This window comes from Beijerinckia sp. L45 (assembly GCF_009765775.1).
Taxonomy (GTDB): domain Bacteria; phylum Pseudomonadota; class Alphaproteobacteria; order Rhizobiales; family Beijerinckiaceae; genus RH-AL1.
Map to the genome: position 1 here is coordinate 16294 of NZ_LMUU01000224.1, position 17185 is coordinate 33478.

The 17185-nt window shown below is 64.5% G+C and carries 13 protein-coding genes; 5 read left to right on the forward strand and 8 right to left on the reverse strand.

Annotated features, from left to right (window positions below; genetic code table 11):
• Positions 1 to 23: 23 nt before the first annotated feature.
• The 4 genes from GSQ79_RS23960 to GSQ79_RS23975 form a co-directional block, all read right to left on the reverse strand.
• Positions 24 to 596: a carboxymuconolactone decarboxylase family protein gene (locus GSQ79_RS23960; RefSeq protein WP_158811286.1), complete on the reverse strand. Its 573-nt coding sequence runs from the start codon at positions 594 to 596 to the stop codon at positions 24 to 26.
• Positions 597 to 739: 143 nt separating this feature from the next.
• Entirely contained in the window at positions 740 to 1531 is a 792-nt protein-coding gene (locus GSQ79_RS23965; RefSeq protein ID WP_158811287.1) for an ABC transporter ATP-binding protein, read from the reverse strand.
• Positions 1525 to 2532: an ABC transporter permease gene (locus tag GSQ79_RS23970; protein WP_158811288.1), complete on the reverse strand. Its 1008-nt coding sequence runs from the start codon at positions 2530 to 2532 to the stop codon at positions 1525 to 1527. Before GSQ79_RS23970 ends, GSQ79_RS23965 begins: the two co-directional genes overlap by 7 nt.
• Positions 2532 to 3617 (reverse strand): ABC transporter substrate-binding protein, encoded by a 1086-nt coding sequence (locus tag GSQ79_RS23975; protein ID WP_158811289.1) that lies wholly within the window; start codon positions 3615 to 3617, stop codon positions 2532 to 2534. Before GSQ79_RS23975 ends, GSQ79_RS23970 begins: the two co-directional genes overlap by 1 nt.
• Before the next feature lie 818 nt (positions 3618 to 4435).
• Between GSQ79_RS23975 and GSQ79_RS23980 the strand changes: the two genes are divergently transcribed.
• The 5 genes from GSQ79_RS23980 to GSQ79_RS24000 all read left to right on the forward strand — a co-directional run bounded on the left by GSQ79_RS23980 (position 4436) and on the right by GSQ79_RS24000 (position 11355).
• Complete coding sequence (locus GSQ79_RS23980; protein WP_246725547.1) at positions 4436 to 5671, forward strand: efflux RND transporter periplasmic adaptor subunit; 1236 nt, start codon at positions 4436 to 4438, stop codon at positions 5669 to 5671.
• Positions 5672 to 5674: 3 nt separating this feature from the next.
• Positions 5675 to 8857 carry a multidrug efflux RND transporter permease subunit gene (locus tag GSQ79_RS23985; RefSeq protein WP_158811290.1) on the forward strand — a complete coding sequence of 1061 codons (3183 nt, stop codon included), beginning with the start codon at positions 5675 to 5677 and terminating at the stop codon, positions 8855 to 8857.
• A gap of 162 nt (positions 8858 to 9019) precedes the next feature.
• Positions 9020 to 9190 carry a hypothetical protein gene (locus GSQ79_RS30435; RefSeq protein ID WP_210253199.1) on the forward strand — a complete coding sequence of 57 codons (171 nt, stop codon included), beginning with the start codon at positions 9020 to 9022 and terminating at the stop codon, positions 9188 to 9190.
• A gap of 120 nt (positions 9191 to 9310) precedes the next feature.
• Positions 9311 to 10045 (forward strand): response regulator, encoded by a 735-nt coding sequence (locus GSQ79_RS23995; protein WP_158811291.1) that lies wholly within the window; start codon positions 9311 to 9313, stop codon positions 10043 to 10045.
• Positions 10045 to 11355, forward strand: coding sequence for an ATP-binding protein (locus GSQ79_RS24000; RefSeq protein ID WP_158811292.1), 1311 nt, complete (start codon positions 10045 to 10047; stop codon positions 11353 to 11355). The genes GSQ79_RS23995 and GSQ79_RS24000 overlap by 1 nt, the downstream gene beginning before the upstream one ends.
• Before the next feature lie 249 nt (positions 11356 to 11604).
• On the opposite strand, the gene GSQ79_RS24005 is transcribed toward GSQ79_RS24000, so the two are convergent.
• From GSQ79_RS24005 to GSQ79_RS24020, 4 genes are all read right to left on the reverse strand, one after another.
• Positions 11605 to 12342, reverse strand: a complete 738-nt coding sequence (locus tag GSQ79_RS24005; RefSeq protein ID WP_158811293.1) for an efflux RND transporter periplasmic adaptor subunit — start codon at positions 12340 to 12342, stop codon at positions 11605 to 11607.
• A 244-nt stretch (positions 12343 to 12586) separates the two neighbouring features.
• Entirely contained in the window at positions 12587 to 14221 is a 1635-nt protein-coding gene (locus GSQ79_RS24010) for a TolC family protein (protein WP_158811294.1), read from the reverse strand.
• A 184-nt stretch (positions 14222 to 14405) separates the two neighbouring features.
• Positions 14406 to 16541: an HlyD family efflux transporter periplasmic adaptor subunit gene (locus tag GSQ79_RS24015; RefSeq protein ID WP_158811295.1), complete on the reverse strand. Its 2136-nt coding sequence runs from the start codon at positions 16539 to 16541 to the stop codon at positions 14406 to 14408.
• Positions 16542 to 16552: 11 nt separating this feature from the next.
• Positions 16553 to 17185 (reverse strand): HlyD family secretion protein (locus GSQ79_RS24020; RefSeq protein ID WP_158811296.1); only part of this gene is annotated, 633 nt, incomplete at its 5' end.

Below are 17185 nucleotides of genomic sequence, written 5' to 3' on the forward strand. Positions count from 1 at the left end.
TCAGGCGCCGTAGCCGTCATGGTCTACTCCGCTGCCAGCGCGTGCGGCTTGTCCCAGCGGTAGGCTTCGAGCTGCGGGTTAAGTTCCGGCTGCCCGAGATTGTTGGCGAAGTTGCACAGCGTCGCCAGGCTGACGCCAAGGACGACTTCGAGCGCGCTGGCGTCGGTGAAGCCGGCGGCCTTGAACACGGCCAGCTCTTCGTCGGACACCGCGCCGCGGGTTCTGATCACGGCTAGGGTCATCGCCTGGACCGCGGCGAGGCGCAGATCCGCAAGGGGCGCGATCGTGCGAAGCCCTTCGACCGCAGCCGTATCGAGGTTCGCTTTCTTGATCGCAATGGCCGTGTGGCCGGCGACGCAAAAGCCGCAGCCGTGGGTCGCGGCCGCCGTAATCTGGACGGTCTCGCGCTCGGCAAGCGTCAAGCTGGCCTTGGCGTTGATGCCGCCGAGCGTAAGATAGGCTTCGAGCGCCGCCGGCGCATTGGCGAGCACGCCCAAGAGGTTTGGTAGGAAGCCATTCGCCTTTTCCGCAGCCGCAAGACGCGGCTGGGCGTCGTCTGCGGCGGTTTCAACGGTGAGAAGCGGGATACGCGACATCGATACGTCCTTTTCCTCGATGCTTGGCGCAACGGGACACTGAAGGCCGACACATCGGGAGGTCGGCACGGGCTAAGCGCAATGTGAGAGGCCGGCCACTCGTGTCAAGCGCCTGGCCCTTTGTGCCTGGCATACGCGGCAATTTACGAGCCACCTTCGACGCCGAGGAGGGTCAAAACCTCGCGCCGCAACGCCACGAGATGCGGGTCGTCACGGTGACGCGGATAGGGGCGGTCGACGACGAAGGTAGTGCGTACCCGGGCCGGGCGATCGCTGAAGACGATCAGACGCTGCGCCAGCATCAAAGCCTCCTCGACGTCATGCGTCACGAGCAGCGCGGTGAAGCCGGAGCGCTGCCATAGCTTCACCAGTTCAGCCTGCATGGTGATCCGGGTCAAAGCATCGAGCTTGCCAAGCGGTTCGTCCATCAGGAACAGCCGCGGCTCGTTGACCAGTGCCCGCGCCAACGCCACGCGCTGCGCCATGCCGCCTGAGAGCTGGTGCGGCAGCGCGTCGGCAAAGGCGCTGAGCCCGACAAGTTCAAGGGCTTCCGCAACTTTGTAGCGCTGCGTCTTCAGCAGACCGCGTGCCTCCAGGCCGAGAGCCACGTTGCGCGCCACGCTGCGCCAGGGGAAGAGCGTCGGGTCCTGGAACACCAGCACGTGCGCGGGGTCCGGGCCCTGCACGCCGGCGCCATCGACACTTACGGTACCGGCGCTTGGCGCGTCGAGGCCTGCAAGCAACCGCAGTAGTGTCGATTTCCCGCAGCCGCTCGGCCCGAGCAATGCCACGAACGCGCCCGGCTCGACGCGAAAGCTGACGTTGTCGAGCACCGGTAGCGACACCCCTTTCAGATCGAAGGCGTGGCTGACGTGGGCGACGTCGAGACCGACGCCGCGTGCGGACTCTTCGGCGCGTAGCGCTGCGGCTACCATTGCACGAGGCCCTTCTGCCACGACAACAGGTAGGCGCGCAGACGGAACAGGCCGGTGATAAGGCTCGAGCAGAGCACGGCCATGACGATCAGCGCCGCGTACATGTTGGCATAGGCGGCCCAGCCCTGCGCCCATTGCAGGTACCAGCCGAGCCCCGATTTGACGCCCAACATCTCGGCAACGACAAGAACGGCGAAGGAGCCGCTCAGCCCCATGAACAGGCCGACGAAGACATGCGGCAGGGCGGCCGGGATCGCCACGCGCAGGATAAGAAAGCTCTGTTTTGCGCCCAACGTCCGCGCGACGTCATAAAAACCTTTGTTGACGCTGGCGATGCCGGACCAGGTCAGCACGGTCACCGGAAACGCCGTCGCCAGGGCGATCAGCGCGGTGCTGGCGCTCCAGCTCGACGGGAAGATGAAGAAGGCGATCGGCAACCAAGCGGTAGCCGGCAGCGGGCCGACGAAGCGCAGGATCGGATGCGCCCAGTAGCCGACAAGCACCGACCAGCCGACCGCGACGCCGAGGACGAAGCCGAGCGTCGCGCCGACGGCGTAGCCGACGACGAGCAGCAGAAGCGAATGCCAGACGCTGTCGGCCAACCGCGCGCCGTCATCGAGAAAGACCTCGAGAATCGCCTGCGGCGGCGGGAAGAACGGCATCGGCAGACGCTGGTATTTCGCGGTGACGAGCTCCCAGACCAGAAAGAATAGCGCCAGCGCGACGAGCCAGGGCGCGCCGTAGCGAAGGCGCCGGGCCAAGCCGGACGACCGCAGCCCGAGCAGCGTTGCGGCCGCTATGGCAAACCCGATGACACCCGCGATCGCGGCGAAATCCTGCGTTCTCTCGAAGTCGCCGGCCTCGGGAAGCAGCGCGGTCGCGCCGGCGAGCCCCAGCCACGCGAGGCCGGCGCCAAGGCCGAGGCGAGACAGCGCGCCGCGGCTCACGCCCTTTCGCGCCGGCCTGACCGCCGCGTGACTAGCGAGTGTCACGTCGCTCATCAGCTCAGCACATCGGCATAGACGCGGGCCGCGAATTTTTGAGAGTCGGTGGATTTCTTGATCACGTTGACCAGCTTGAGTTCGTCCGTATAGGCCGCGATCTCGGCCTGCAAATCGTGTCCGACGGGATGGTGGTGATGCGTGTGGCTGCGCAGCATCTGCGCGAGATCCTCGACCGATCCCTTGCCGCCGTAGCCGGCGAAGACCTTGGCCGCATCGGTGGGATCATCACCAAGGTGCTCGCCGGCTTCCAACACGGCCTGCGTGAGAGCACGGGCCACCAAAGGCTGCTCGCGGATGAGAGAGCCACGCACGGCCAGGACGCAGCAGGCGCGGGTGGCGTAAGCGCCGGTGAGATTGGTTGCGATCTCGACGAATTTTTGATCTTTAAGCCAGATGTAGGCGCGCGGATCGGAATTGGCGATCGCCTGCGCCTCGCCCTTGTCGACCGCGAGGGGCAGCAATTCGGCCGGATATTGCCGCCAGGTGACGTCCGTCTCGGGATCGATGCCGTGCTGCTTGAGCATGATGGAAAAGAAGTTCTTCTCCGGGCTCGCCTGGTCGCTCACGGCGATGGTCTTGCCCTTCAGCGACTCCAGCGTGGTGACGCCGGCCGCCTTGGCGCCGATCAGGCGCAGGCAGCCGCCATGCACGCCCGCCGTGATCTTGACGTCGAACCCCTGTTCCAGCGGCTTCAGCCAGCGCAGCGCCATGCCGATTCCGGCATCGGCCTTGCCGGTCGCGATGGCCTCCAGAAGCTGATCGGTCGAGCCGCCGAAGTTGACGAATTCGACATCGAGATTGTGCCGCGCGAAAAATCCGCGCTCCTTGGCGACGGGCGCCGACGCCGTGCAGATCGCCGTCGCGTTCCACGCGAGCTTCAGCTTGGTGACAGGGCCGTCACCTGCCGCCGTACGAAGGATGCTGCCGCACCTCGGCGCCCGGTCGAAACCGGCAGGCGATGCGAAGGGAAAGGCGGACGCGCTGATCACGGTCGCCGCCGTCGCCGTCATCGCGGCACCCGACGTCAAAAGAAGCGAACGACGCGACACATGGGACGGCCGAAACTCGTGATCGCGCTGCATTGTCAAGCCTTCTGATAAACACGTTGCCAAGGTCGAACCTGGTTGAATCAGCCTGCCGGATGCGCATCCAGCCCGCATACAAGCGGCCGGTCTTGCGAATGCCTCGGTGAATTCGAGTCAAAGCAGAACAACATCAGCAAAGTAGTGACACGGCGTTATGCCGGTCAACCAAATGGATTTTCAGATTTTCTTGCTGCCATAGACGGATCGTCCTCCAGGACGGCATGGCCGGAGAACGTTTGCGTCCGGACGCGGGACGCGCCCGATCTTGGCGGAGCCGCGCACCCGAATTCGCCGACATTGATCGAAGCCGCCAGCAATACTTTGTCACACAACGACGACGCGCTCGAAACATTGGAACGCTAGATTGATCGAATAGGAGGGCCGTCGATCGCAGAGCTCGATGGCCGCTGACGCTTGGACCTGATCGCCCTCAAAGAGCCGATCGCGGGGCGAGCTTCCGTTCAATGTAAGGGACACTACCTGTGATCATTTCCGCGCTAATCGTGACAACGCAACTGATGTTTCCCGTCGCCGAGCGGGCGCCCGTCGGAAACTGCATACAAGGCGCGCACGAGCCGCTTCGCGTCCGGCGGCAGCCGTTCATGCCGATGACGAGCTCCAAGCCGCGGAACCCGCTGGAAGATGCTTATCCGCATTGCCGGGAAGCAGCCGGACCCGGCCGCGAGGAGCCAACTTGATCTAGAGACGTCTGGAATTGCGGCCGGCACTCGACACTTTGCTCCCCGCGCCGAAGCAATCGGCACGGATGCTGTGCATCCGACACCCCTTCCCTCCTCGCCTTGAGAGCCTCCGCCTTGACCACGCTCCTGCGTCACAGATGCTTGCATGCCGCCGCACTCGTTCTTGCCCTGTCATCGCTGGGCCTGGCGGGCTGTAACGACGCGCCGGCCTCTGCCGAAAAGGCCGCTGCGCCAACCGACGTGACCGTCGTCTCGGTCGTAACGCGGCCGATCCCTTCCACGCGGGATCTGCCGGGTCGGGTTGCACCGATGCGGATCGCCGAGGTCCGCGCCCGGGTGTCCGGGCTCGTCCTCAATCGCACGTTCGAACAGGGCAGCCTCGTCAAGGAGGGAGAGGTTCTGTACAAAATCGATCCGGCGCTGAATCGGGTCGAGCTGGCGAGCGCGGAGGCGACCCTGGCGCGCACCCAGGCGGCACTCGTTCTCGCCGGCCAGCAGGCGGAGCGCCTGAAACAGTTGCTCGCGCGTCAGGCGTCGAGCCAGGCGCAGTACGACGTGGCCTTCGCGGCCGAAAAGCAGGCCGAGGCCGAGGTTGCGAGCGCCAAGGCGGCGCGTGATCGGGCCAAGCTCAATCTTGGTTACACCGATGTGCGCGCCCCGATTACCGGCCGCATCGGCCGCGCGCTTCTGACCGAAGGTACGCTTATCGAACCGGGCAACGCCGCCGCTCTTGCCACGATCCAGCAGCTCGACCCGATCTACGTCGATGTCACGCAATCCGTCGGCGAGTTGAACAAGCTCAGACGTGACCTCGCCAGTGGGCAACTCGATCGTCCCGACCGCAAAGCCGCCAACGTCCAGCTCCTCATGGAAGATGGCGCGACCTATCCGCTCGACGGCAGCCTGTTGTTCTCGGATGTCACGGTAGACCCGAGCACCGGACAGGTCACGCTGCGAGTGCAATTCCCAAATCCGAATGGGGAGCTGTTCCCGGGCATGTACGTGCGCGCCCGTATCAAGCAAGGCGTGGATTCCGATGCCATCGCGGTTCCCCAGCAGGCGGTTCAGCGCAGCGACGACGGCAAGGCCAGTGTCTATCTCGTCACGGGCGATAACAAGATTGCAACGCGACCGGTGGAACTGGGCAACACCGTAGGCGAGGAGTGGCTGGTCCGCGCCGGGCTCAAGCCAGGCGATCGCGTCGTCGTCGAGGGGCTTCAGAAGATCAGTGCCGGCGTCGCGGTCAAAGCTACAACTCTGAATACCGCCGGCGATCAGACGGGGGCCAAACCATTACGATCCGACGGCGCCGATCGACCCACAATTCATGCCGCCAAGCAGGTCCCTTAAATCATGGCGTCTTTCTTCATCGACCGGCCGGTCTTCGCCTGGATCGTGGCGCTGTTCATCTGCCTCGGCGGCGTGCTCGCGATCCCGAACCTGCCCATCGCGCAGTACCCGGTCATCGCGCCCCCGTCGATTGCGATCTCCACGGCCTTCCCCGGCGCATCGGTTCAGAGCCTCTATACCGGCACCACGCGGTTGATCGAGGATGAGCTGAACGGCGCCGCCAACATTCTGAGCTTCGAGTCCACCAGTGACTCGTTCGGCGCCGTGAACATCACCGCAACCTTCAAGCTCGGCACGGATCCCGCCCTGGCATCCGTCGAGGTACAGAACCGTCTCAAGCGCGTGGAAGCGCGGTTGCCGGCGGAAGTCCGCCAGCAAGGCATTCTCGTCGAGGAAGCCTCTGCGGCGACCCTGAACATCATCACGCTTGTCTCGACCGATGGTTCGGTGAACGAGATCGGCCTCGGCGACTTTTTGATCCGCAACGTGATCAACGAGATCCGTCGCATTCCCGGCGTCGGCCGCGCAACGCTCTATTCGACCGAACGGAGCCTGCGCATCTGGGTCGATCCCGACAAATTGCGCGGACTCTCGCTTAACGCGGACGACGTGGCGACCGCGATCCGCAACCAGAACGTCCAGATCGCCTCCGGCTCCGTCGGGGCTCAGCCCAGCCCGATCAAGCAGGCTGTGACGGCGCTCATCGTCGTCAAGGGGCAACTCGACAAGGTCGAGGACTTTGGAGCCATCGTCCTGCGCGCCAATGCCGATGGGTCGAACGTCCGTCTGCGCGACGTGGCCCGCATCGAGCTCGGCGGCGACAGCTACCAGTTTTCCACGCGGCTCAACGGCGGCGAGGCGGCCGGCATCTCGGTGACCCTTGCGCCCGATGGCAACGCTCTGGAAACCGCCGGCGCGATCCGCGCCAAGATGCAGGAATTGTCGCAATTCTTCCCGTCGAACCTGAAGTGGGATATTCCATACGACATCACGCCCGCGGTTCAGACTTCGATCAAGAAGGTCATCTCGACGCTCGTCGAAGCCGTCGGCCTGGTGTTCCTGGTGATGTTCCTGTTCCTGCAGAACATCCGCTACACGCTCATTCCCATCATCGTCGTGCCGATCGCCTTGCTCGGAACATGCATGGTCATGCTTCTGAGCGGCTTTTCAGTGAACGTTCTGACGATGTTCGCGATGGTGCTGGCCATCGGTATTTTGGTCGATGACGCGATCGTCGTCGTCGAGAACGTCGAGCGCATCATGGCCGAGGAAGGGCTGTCGCCCAAGGAGGCGACGCGCAAGGCGATGAGCCAGATTACCGGCGCGATCATCGGCATCACGCTGGTGCTGATCGCCGTGTTCATCCCGATGGCGTTTTTCCCGGGTTCCGTCGGCATCATCTATCGCCAGTTCTCGATCGCGATGGTGTCTTCGATCGCGTTTTCCGCTTTGCTTGCGCTGTCTTTGACGCCGGCGCTATGCGCGACATTGCTGAAGCCGCTGCCGAAAGGCCACGGCCACGGCAAGCGCGGCGTCTTCGGCTGGTTCAACAGGATCGTCGATCGCGAGACGGCACGCTACGGGCGCGGTGTCGCCTGGTTCATCCAGAAATCCGGCCGCGTGATGATCATCTATCTCGCGCTCTTCGTCGGCGTCGCCTACGGCTTCGCGAAACTGCCGGAAGGTTTTTTGCCCATCGAAGATCAAGGGTTCTTTACGGTCGACGTGCAGACGCCGCCCGGCGCCTCGTTCAATCGGACGCAGAAGGCGGTGCAAAAGCTCGAAGAGCATCTGCTCGCCCAGCCCGGCATCGCCACCGTCACCATGCTCAACGGCCTGTCGTTTTCGGGACAGGGCGAGAACACGTCTCAGGCTTTCGTGACGTTGAAGCCTTGGCATGATCGCGGCCCTGACAGTTCCGCGGCGGCGCTCGTCGCCGGCACCAACGCAGCGCTCGGCGCCTACAAGGATGCCGTGATCCTCGCGCAGGAACCGCCGCCCATCGACAATCTCGGGAACGCCTCAGGCTTCAGCCTGCGGCTTCAGGATCGGGCGCAACGGGGCTATTCCGCCCTGATGGCGGCCCAGGTGCAACTGCTGGCCCTTGCCAAGGATAGTCCCGTCGTTTCGAAAGTGTCCGTCGAGGGCCTGCCGCCCGCGGCGGAGGCGGAGCTCACCGTCGACCGCGAAAAGGCCGCCGCGCTCGGCGTGCGCTTCGAGGATATCAACGCGACCATTCAGGTGAACCTTGGCTCGGTCTATACCAACGATTTTCCCAATCGAGGAAAGATGCAGCGCGTAATCGTGCAGTCGCAGGATCTGCAGCGGATGCAGGCGACCGATCTGCTCAACTATGCCGTCAAGAACGCGCAGGGCACCATGGTGCCGATGTCGTCGTTCGCCAGCATCGAATGGCGCATGGGGCCGAGCCAGGTTGTCGGGTTCAACGGATACCAGTCCGTCCGCGTCACCGGCGAACCATCGGCCGGCCACACCTCGGGCGAGGCGATCGCCGAGATCGAACGGCTGGTGGGACAGCTTCCCAAGGGCTTCGGATTCACTTGGACCGGACAATCGTTGCAGGAGAAAGAAGCGGGAAGCCAGGCATCGTTGCTTCTCGCTTTGTCGATCCTGATCGTCTTCATGTGTCTTGCGGCGCTTTACGAGAGTTGGGCGATCCCGCTATCGGTGCTCCTCGTTATTCCGCTCGGCGTCATCGGTGCGCTGGCTGCCGTCTATCTCCGCGGCCTGCCGAACGACGTCTACTTCAAGATCGGTCTCGTCACGATCATCGGCCTGTCGGCCAAGAACGCGATCCTGATCGTCGAATTCGCGAAGGACCTGTGGAAGCCGGGCGTTTCCATTGTCGATGCCACAATAGAGGCCGCGCGTCTGCGCTTCCGCCCGATCGTCATGACATCGCTCGCCTTCATCCTCGGCGTTGTCCCGCTCGCCATCGCGACAGGGGCATCGTCGAAGAGCCAGCAGGCGATCGGAACCGGCGTGATGGGCGGCATGATCTCGGCGACCTTGCTGGCTGTCCTTTTCGTGCCCGTGTTTTTCGTGGTCGTCATGCGACTGTTTCAACGCAGGCGCATTCGTGACGAAGACAGGGCCGGTTCGCCGGCCGGCGCCCCTTCTGAGAAGCAATCCGATCAGAGGGTTTCGGACACGCAATTGGCGTGACGACGCGGCGTCTGCCACCGACGGAGCCAAGGAAGGCGATGCCTACCTTTAAAACGCAGAAAGCTTTAAACGTGTTGGGAATAGGGTTCGCCGCGACCGCCCGGCAGGGCACGCTGCTGACCATCGCGCTGAGCATGGAAGTGTTGTTGCCCCGCCCTGACGATGGCGCTCGAACTGCGCGAGGCTGTGTCGTCCCGCCTGCTCGTGCTGTTTGCCTTCGGCCTGATCGCCTTGCTCTATCTCGCGACGGAAGAGTTGCTTGTGGAAGCGCACGAGAAACCGGATAGCCTGCTCATAACCTCGTGTTTCTTCGTAAGCTTTTGGCTGTGCTGATCCTGGAGGAGATGATTTGATGTCGGGACGTCGCCGTCCCGGGCCCGTCTCGAGACTGATTGAAGCGGTTTCGGTCTATGCCCAGAGTGGAAAGATACGGCCTCAATGGTGACTGACGCGATGACCGACATAGCCGTGCAACGCATCCTCGTCGTCGAAGATGATGCGGGCATGCGGACTCTGCTCGTGCGCGTGCTGCGCGAAAACGGCTATGAGCCCGTGAGCGCACGGGGTGGTCGCGAGATGCTCGAGGCGCTTGCAGCCGGCGCCTTCGACCTGATTCTTCTCGATGTGATGATGCCCGGCAAGAGCGGGCTCGATCTCTGCCGCGACCTCAGGCAGACCAGCAATGTGCCGATCATCATGGTCAGCGCGCACGGCGAGGAGATCGATCGCGTGCTCGGTCTTGAAATGGGCGCCGACGATTATGTCGCCAAACCGTTCGGCGCCAAGGAGCTGCTGGCCCGGATCCGCGCCGTGCTGCGGCGCGCGACGACGGGGGTGTCTGCGAGAGAACCTGCCGGCAAGCCGACCCAGAATCGCATAGCCTTCGCCGGCTGGTGCCTCGACCGGCGCCGGCGGGAGCTGACCGACCCGGACGGGACGGTCGTCGATCTCTCCGGTGCCGAGCATGACCTCCTCGTCAGCTTTCTGGAGAATCCGCAGCGCGTCATCGGGCGCGACAGGCTTCTCGAAATCTCGCGCGCGCGGCTCGCGGACGTATCGGACCGCAGCATCGACGTGCTGGTCAGCCGGCTGCGACGCAAGCTCGGAGGCGAAGCGGCCGACATGCAGTTGATCCGCACCGTGCGCGGTGCCGGCTACATCTTCACCGCAGAGGTGCAGATCCTGTGATGCGGCTGGCGCTCTGGCCGCGTGGCCTCATCGGCCGGGTCGGCCTCGTCCTGGTCGCCGCGATCCTGTTGGAAGTGATCGGCAGTGTGGTCGTCTTCGAACAGGCGGAAATCCTGTCAGGGGATCAGATCCAGGCGTGGCGGATCGCCGAGGAACTGGTGACGTCGATGCGGGTGTTCGACGTGACGCCGCAGCCGCAGCGCCCCGTGGTCGGGCGCTCGATGTCCTCGAGGGAACTGACGATCGACTGGCGCGACACGCGTGACAACAGGCCCGAGGGCGCGGGGACGCAGACGCGGATTCTGCGCGAGGCGATCATCGCGCACGAACCGGGATTGGCGGATCTCGATCTTCGTCTGCAGGTGCAGGCCGCCGCGGTCGGGAAAGCCCTGGACGGCTCGTTGCGCCTGCCCGACGGAACTTTTTTGCGCTTTCACGCCCCGAACCTCGAAACACCGGTGCCGGCGCTTTACGCCCAGCTCGGCTCGGTGCTGATCCTTTCGGTCTGCGTGCTCGTCGCGGCGCTTCTGCTGGTGCGGACCTTGGCCTCGCCCTTGGCCCTGCTTGCCCGGGCGACCGATGCCATTGGACACGGCGCCCCCGTGCTGCTCGACGTCCACGGTCCGCGTGAGGTCCGGCGCGTCGCGCGCGCCTTCAACGCCATGCAGGACCGCATCGCCAGGCTCATCACCGGCCGCACGGAAGCTCTCGCGGCCGTGTCGCACGATCTGCGCACGCCGATCGCGCGGTTACGGCTGCGCGCCGGGTTTCTGGCCGATGCCGACGACCGCGAGGCGATCGAGGCCGATCTCGCCGAGATGGAAGCGATGGTGAACGACCTCCTCGATCATCTCGGCGGCGAGGACGATCCGGAAAAGCCGCGGCGCACCGATCTCGTCACACTGCTGACCACGCTCGTCGAGGACGCCAGCGACGCCGGCCACATCGCGACCTACAGCGGCCCCGACCGTTTGATCCTCGACCTGCGACCACGCGGTCTGAAGCGCGGCCTGTCCAACATCGTCAACAACGCCTTGGCCTATGGCGATACGGCGCGCGTGTCCCTCACGCGGACGGCCAGCGCCGTCTGTATCGCGATCGATGATGACGGCCCTGGCATTCCGAGCGCCGACGTCGACGCCGTCTTCGAGCCGTTCCGGCGTCTTGAGGGGTCGCGCAATCGCAGCACCGGCGGAACGGGACTTGGCCTGACGATCGCCCGGCAGGCGGTCCAGCGCGAGGGCGGCACGATCACACTGGTCAACCGGCCCGAAGGCGGCCTGAGCGTCCGGGTTTCGCTGCCCGCCTGAACGGCGATGGTGACGTCGGCATGGAGCTCGTGGCCGAGCCAGCGGCCCTTCGCGTCGGAGATTCTGCGAATGCCGGGCACATGACCAGCGGAATGGCGGATCGCTTCGATGATATCGGGTTCGACGCCGTCCAGTATGCGCATGATGAGGGCGCGCGCGACGCCTGTCAGACGATGCCGAAGATTGCGATCCGGCATAGCGCGTTAGCACGGCCCAGACGGTTTCCTTCGCCCGCCGACGCACAACCGCTTATTTCGGTGGCGAGATGTTGGCGCGGCCGCTCATCCCAGCCATCAGTTCCGCGGCATTGTCGTGGATCTCGCCGAACACCTTGATGGTCTGGCTGACCGGGTCGACCCGGCCGCTGATCCGGGTGATTTCGGCGTGATAGGTTTTGTCGGTTTCCTCGATATGGACGGCAAAGCCGTAGCCCGGCTTCAACCAGGCCAGCCAGCGCGACGGCGCGATCAACTCGACTTCGAGGCTGCGTTTGTCGAGAATTTCCAGCAGCGGCTGGCCCGGCGTGGCGTATTGAAACGCCTGGGCCTTCTGCTCGACCGTCACGCCGTCGAACGGCGCCGCGATTTCGCATTTGGAGGCGGCTGCGTTGGCAATCGCGAGATCCGCCCGCGCCTTTTCGACTTCGGCGCGCGAGACGTCGAGCTCGAGTTCGCCGATCGATTTGAGATTGGCGAGCCGCTGATTGATCGCCGCGGTCTTCTCCGCCTGGGTCGACACGGCTTTGGCGCGCGCCACCTGGGCGCGCTGCGTCTTGCAGTCGAACACGATCAGCAGATCGCCTTTGTTGAAATGCTCACCGACCCGGGTGCCGATGCGGTCGAGCCGCGCCGACGTCTCGCTCGATAAGGTCGTGTAGGTGCGCGCCGTCAGCTGGGCGGGAATCTCGGAGGCGCTGCGAAGCGGCGGCATCTGCTCGGACGGGTTTTGCGCGCGCGCCGCGCCGGACAGGCTAGCGCCGAGCAGCATCGCAAACACGACTGAGCCGGCGGCTCGCGCAGCGCCGAGGCTAGTTGTCGCCCCTTGGCTTGTGGTCTCATGCGTGCGGCTCTGACGCCCCGGCGAGAACAACGCGCGTACCGGACGTCTCGCGGTTTGTGTCCGGGTGGTCGATGTCGGGCGACCCTTCATGCAGCCTGTCCCCGTGCATAACGCCCTGCAGAAGGGCCGACCCGGCGACGACACGGCGTTTCCCGAGCCTTTCCCACCCACGCTATTGCACGACCGGCTGCTTTTCGGCAGCGAGCGCGCTCCGTTGCGGCGCCTCGTTCGGGGCCGACGCAGCAACGCGTGTGTCAGCGGGACCGGCTGCAGCGGAAACCGGCGCCGCTGCGGCAGGCGCCTCGCTGGCGTGGCTCAGCCGGTTGTTGTCCCAATCACTGGCGCTGCGGCGGATCGCGGCGCTGAGGGTCGCGATGTCGAGCGACGCCAGTGTCTCCGGCACCGGATCGATGCCGACCACGTCGTACAGCCGTCCCAGCGCCGCCTGGGCCTCGGCGTAGCTACGATAGCGCCGCAGATCCGATTCCACCGCGCTGACCCGCGCCGACACGCGCTCCAGTTCCGACTGCACGTCGGTTTCGGTGCGATTGGAGATCTGCTGGTAAAGCTTTCGATCGACATCGGCGAGTTGATCGGCCCAGCGATATTCCTCCACGGCCGCGAGATATGTCTGATAGGCGATGTGCAGCCGCGCCAATGTCGCCACGCTGAGCGCCTGACGCCGGGTGATCGCGGTATCCTCCGCGAGATGACCGCGCTTCAACTGCTCCGGGATCGACAGAACGCTGATGAGGTTGCCGCTGAGCCGCACCGCGCCGGCGCCCCAGCTGTTGTTGACCAGGAAAGAATTGCTGTCGTAGTTCGGCCCGTAGCTGAAATTGATTCCGGGCAGATTGCGCGCGAGCATCTTGTGGGTTTCGTCCACCATGATGCGCACCTGATAGCTGGCTTCGCGGATGTCCGGATTGTGCAGCAGCGCCAATTCTTCCATCTGCCGTATCGGCGCCTTGAGGCCTTCGATCTTGAGGGTCCGCGGGACCGCCACCGAATAGTTGGTGCCCACCGGCAGGTTGATAAGCGCCGCCAGTTCGGCTTTGCCGACCGCAAGCTGCTTCTGCACGAATTCAAGGTCGCGCAGCGAGTCGAGCAGCGCCTTTTGGTAGCGCAGCGCGTCGATCGGCGCGCGCAGGCTTTCGCTCTTGCGCGAGGACTCCAGCGAATTCTGGGCGTCGCGAATCGCGACACGAATGTCGTTGCTGAGTTGTTGCGCGCTGGCGGCACGCCAGAAGGTGCGGCGAACGTCCTGGAACAGCGCCTGCAGCACGCGGCGGCGCTGCTCCTCGGCGACCAGCACACGATTGGCCTGCTGCTTCGTATTGAAATAGCTGACCCAGAAATCGAGGATGTTCCAGGATGTCGTGAGATCGGCGAATCGCAGGTCGCGATCGCTCGAGGTCGACGGCGGAACGGTGACTTGCGAGTTGACGACCGAGATGCTCGAGCTCGCCAGCACGTTGTCGCGCGTCGAGGCGCCGGCCGTGGCGATCACCTTCGGCAGCAGGTCGAACTTGCTGATCTCGAAGTCGCGCTCGGCGACCTGGCGTTCCATCAGCTTGACGCGCTCATCGAGATTATAGGCCATCGCCCGGGCGAAGGCCTCCTGCAAGGTCAGCGCGTGCGTCAACGGCTCCTGATCCGCGTAGACCTTGGCAAGGTCTGTGTCGGCCTCCGCGCTGCGTTCAGCGTTCGTCAAGGGATGAGGCACGATGGCGCAACCGCCGAGCGAAGTCAGGGTCAGCGCGAGGCCGAGCAACAAACGCAATGGCGGTGCATTTCGTGCGAACATCGAGGGATCCGCGTATGGCGCCAACGAGGCAATCAATTCAGGCTAAGAGTTTATTAATGTACGGTATTGCACCCCCACGTTGTGCTGCAAGGGCAATAACCCGCCGACGGCGTTCCGGAACGCGTTAAGAGTGCGGCGTTGCAGTTCTGCCACTGATGGTGGCAGCGGCAAGCATGGCGCCGCTTCAGGCACCGCTTTCCCGGATCATGACCGCCAGCCCGGCCCGCCAGATGCGCTGCATCAGGGAAATTGCCTCGCCGTGTAAAATTGCCGTGCCGCGCAAAATCCGGCCGACCGGAGTGCCGCCGTGTGCGGCGACCACGAGCCTCACCCGATAAAGGGTTCGGTCCGGAACAAGTTCATTCTGCTTCTGCTCGTTCTGCCGGTCCGGCCTGACGGCGATCGGTCCGCCTCTTGTCGAGGCCAGCGCCGGATCCGACAGCAGCTTGGTGCCGGCCCGCGCGATCTCGACCAGCCGCAGCGGAACTTCGATCCGCGTGTCAGCCTCCGCGATAAAGCTCGCGGCACTGCCGAGCGCGATGCGATCGAGATCGGCTTCGTCGACATAGGCCTCTACGATCAGGCTGGCGGGATCGACCACCGACATCAGCCGCGCCTTGGCGGCGAGCCAACTGCGTGGCTCCAGCCCCTCGGCGACGTCGACCACCTTGCCGGCGACCGGCGTTGTGACATCCAGACGCGATCGTTGATCCTGCAGGGCGCCGTATTCGGCGCGCGCCGTCTCGTATTCGCGCTCGGTGACCTGACTGCGCGCCAGCAGGTCCGGATCGACGCCGCGGGCGCCGAGCTGCCATTCCGAGATCTCGATCTCGGTGCGCGCCCGACCCAGGCGGTAGTCGACGTCGGGTGACGCCATCTGCAGCAGCCTTGCGCCTTTGGCGACGTCGTCGCCTTCGTGGACGTCGAGGCCAATTAGCCGAGCGCCAAATTCCGGGGCGAAGATGTCGACATGCTGTCGGCTTTTGAGCAGCGCCGGCGCTTCGACCGAAGATCGCCATGGCACCAGGACCGCGAGCACGATCGCAAAGCCTAGCGTCGCGGTCACCGCCGTACGGGGGGTGAGGTGAATGTCGGCCCGCCGACGCCACCAGATCAGCGCCTCGCGCACCACCGGCATGACGACGAAGTAACCGACCTCGACGGCCATCATCCCGATGCCGAGAATTTTGACGGCGACGTGATAGACGATCACGGCGATGCCGAGGAACAGGCCGAAGCGGTAGATCCAGGTCAGGAATGCGAACATCACGAGGAAACGGCGGCGATACAGCGGCATGTTCTCGGGCACGTCGTCGCCGAGGCCGAGCAAGGTCTCGCGCAGCCACCATTGCGCAAGCGCAAAGGCGCGGCTGTGCAAATTGGGGATTTCGAGCCAGTCCGAAAGTACGTAATAGCCGTCATAGCGCATGAATGGACTGGCATTGAGCAACACTGTGGTCAGCCAGATCGACGTCGCCACCAGGAATGCGACGCTGCGCGCGGCTCCGTTGGGCAACAAACCCCAAGCGAAAATGGCGAACGCCGCACAGCCAAGCTCGGCGGTGACGCCGGCGAGGCCGATCGCTAGCCGCTGACGCCGCGACGACAGCTTCCAGGCGTCGTTGACGTCGGTGTAGAGCACCGGCACCATAACCAGCAGCGCCAACCCCATGGTCGGCACCCGGCAGCCGAAACGCTTGGCCGTGTAGGCATGGCCGAGTTCATGCAACGCCTTCATGCATCCAAGCGTGATGCCGAAACCGATGATGCCCTGCGCCGAGAACATGTCGACGAAGGTGCCGAGAAACACGTCCCATTGCCGCGTTGCGCGTATCAGCCCCGTGACCCCGATTGCGATCACGAATGCGGCGACCGGCGGGCTGAACACCCAGCGCATGTAGGGATAGGTCAACGTGAGAAAGCGATCCGGACGCAGCAGAGGAATCCGAATGAACAGGTAGTTGTGCAGAAGCCAGCGCCCCCAACTGCCGCGCAAGCGCTGCGCTTTGCGCACGAGGCCCGCGGTAGCCTCGGGACTCGTCGCACGCAGCAGGTCGAACGAAACCAGGAAGCGGAACAAATCCTCGACGTCGTCCGGTTCGACCTGCAGCGTGGTCTCGGCTTGGACCCGCGCCGCAAGCGCCGTGACGCTGCCCGAGTCCCAGCGTGACAAAAGCTCGAACTCGCGCCAGCCGAGCCGAAAGAAGCGATTGCTGGATGGATCGTGAAGCGTCCAGCTCGGCGATCCATCGATTGCCGCAGGCCCGGAAAAGATCGCGATCTCCTCGCGCAGCGGCAACAGGCGTTTTGCGGTGCTCACAGCCGCGTCCATCACCAGCCCACGAATTGCCGCGCAGCCGCAAGCGGACGCCGCAGCAAATAATAGAAGAGGGAGACTCGCTCGCCGAACACCTTGGCCGTCCCTTTCAAGCCGATCCGCGGCGGATGCGCGGCATCCAAGAGCGTGGCCTTGAGGCGGTAGCCGAACAGGCCAGCCGTCGACTGGGTGGCCTCGTAGCTCGCTTGGCGCAGGGTCGCGTGCAGCGGCGAGTCCGGCGCGATGTTGAGAAAGAAGTCGACGTCGGCACCGGTCTTCAGCGTGATCGCGTCCGCCACCGGCAGCCAGACCTCGAGCTCTGTCTGCGCTGGATCGGCAATCTCGAGCAGCCGCTCGCCGATCGCTACCGGCTTGCCGATCCAGGCATTGGGGTCGTCGAACAACGCGAGCCCCCTCCGCGTCGCGGTCACCTTGATGCGACCGAGCAGCGACTGGTTATAGGTGACGTCCGCGCGGCGCTGCTCCATGCGTCCCTTCAGCACGGCCAACAACGCGCGGCTCTTGTCTTCGAATACGGCCTGCTGCGCGGCCTGTCGGTATTCGGCTTCCGCTACCGCGAACGCCTTGCTGGCGACCTCGAGCTTGTTTTCGATGGCGCGTGGATCCAGCGTCAGCAGCAGCTGACC

Excerpts from the sequence above, each read along its gene's own strand:
- GSQ79_RS23960 (WP_158811286.1), bottom strand. The coding sequence starts at position 596 with ATGTCGCGTATCCCGCTTCTCACCGTTGAAACCGCCGCAGACGACGCC.
- GSQ79_RS23965 (WP_158811287.1), bottom strand. The coding sequence starts at position 1,531 with ATGGTAGCCGCAGCGCTACGCGCCGAAGAGTCCGCACGCGGCGTCGGT.
- GSQ79_RS23970 (WP_158811288.1), bottom strand. The coding sequence starts at position 2,532 with ATGAGCGACGTGACACTCGCTAGTCACGCGGCGGTCAGGCCGGCGCGA.
- GSQ79_RS23975 (WP_158811289.1), bottom strand. The coding sequence starts at position 3,617 with ATGCAGCGCGATCACGAGTTTCGGCCGTCCCATGTGTCGCGTCGTTCG.
- GSQ79_RS23985 (WP_158811290.1), top strand. The coding sequence starts at position 5,675 with ATGGCGTCTTTCTTCATCGACCGGCCGGTCTTCGCCTGGATCGTGGCG.
- GSQ79_RS30435 (WP_210253199.1), top strand. The coding sequence starts at position 9,020 with ATGGCGCTCGAACTGCGCGAGGCTGTGTCGTCCCGCCTGCTCGTGCTG.
- GSQ79_RS23995 (WP_158811291.1), top strand. The coding sequence starts at position 9,311 with ATGACCGACATAGCCGTGCAACGCATCCTCGTCGTCGAAGATGATGCG.
- GSQ79_RS24000 (WP_158811292.1), top strand. The coding sequence starts at position 10,045 with ATGCGGCTGGCGCTCTGGCCGCGTGGCCTCATCGGCCGGGTCGGCCTC.
- GSQ79_RS24005 (WP_158811293.1), bottom strand. The coding sequence starts at position 12,342 with ATGCTGCTCGGCGCTAGCCTGTCCGGCGCGGCGCGCGCGCAAAACCCG.
- GSQ79_RS24010 (WP_158811294.1), bottom strand. The coding sequence starts at position 14,221 with ATGTTCGCACGAAATGCACCGCCATTGCGTTTGTTGCTCGGCCTCGCG.